Origin of the sequence: Terriglobus sp. ADX1 (assembly GCF_036877645.1) — a bacterium.
In the GTDB taxonomy this organism is placed as follows: Bacteria; Acidobacteriota; Terriglobia; order Terriglobales; family Acidobacteriaceae; genus Terriglobus.
On sequence record NZ_JAEDXV010000156.1, the window covers coordinates 1 to 253 of the forward strand.

At 58.5% G+C, this 253-nt stretch carries 1 pseudogene; it reads right to left on the reverse strand.

The annotated features are described in order from the left end of the window. A pseudogene (locus JAO32_RS19960) lies at positions 1-253 on the reverse strand (1-deoxy-D-xylulose-5-phosphate reductoisomerase); the annotation flags it as partial.

Consider the following 253-nt stretch of genomic DNA (forward strand, 5'->3'; position numbering starts at 1 on the left):
GTGACCTTCACCTTGCTCGGCGGCAGATCAAACAGGCGGCATGCTTCGATGATTTCAAGTCCCTTGTTGAGCATGGTGGCGCTATCAATGGTGATGCGCTGTCCCATAACCCACGTGGGATGCTTCACGCCTGCGCAGGCGTGATGTGTTCAAAGTCTTTCAGTGGCGTGTTGCGGAAAGGACCACCGCTCGCGGTCAGCCATATCTGCTTCACTTCCGCGGTGGTGCCGGCGCGCATCGCCTGATGGATGGC